Raw genomic sequence first — 390 nt, 5'->3', positions numbered from 1 at the left:
TCAGGAATCCTGACGGGAGTACCATTTGGCAAACATGTCAGCTCCATGTACCACGATTGCTCCAAGGGAAGAGAGCTTGGACAGATGCATATTGTTATGGATCCGAACCGCTTCGTAGGACTGGAGACATTTAAGAAAAATATGTCCGCTACCTGCGACGAATTAAATGCGATGCCGACGGCGGAAGGATATGATAAAGTATACTATCCGGGCGAGCGTGCGGTAATGAGAAAGAAGAAAGCGTACGAGGCAGGTGGAATCGAGATTGTGGATTCCATCTACAAATATCTCAAGAGTGATGATATTCACTATAATCGTTACGATCATAAAAACAGATTTGCAGAATAGGAGAGATACGAAGAATGTTAAAGACAGTAGTAAAAAAGGGCA

At 43.3% G+C, this 390-nt stretch carries 1 protein-coding gene; it reads left to right on the top strand.

What is annotated here, in order from left to right:
• Positions 1-348 (top strand): Ldh family oxidoreductase (locus HJY11_RS13345; RefSeq protein ID WP_208076436.1); only part of this gene is annotated, 348 nt, incomplete at its 5' end.
• Positions 349-390 lie beyond the last annotated feature (42 nt).

Origin of the sequence: Bittarella massiliensis (ex Durand et al. 2017), from assembly GCF_017566145.1 — a bacterium.
Taxonomy (GTDB): Bacteria; Bacillota; Clostridia; order Oscillospirales; family Ruminococcaceae; genus Bittarella; species Bittarella massiliensis_A.
The sequence above is the reverse complement of the archived record's forward strand: the minus strand, read 5'-3'. Positions and strand labels throughout refer to the sequence as shown.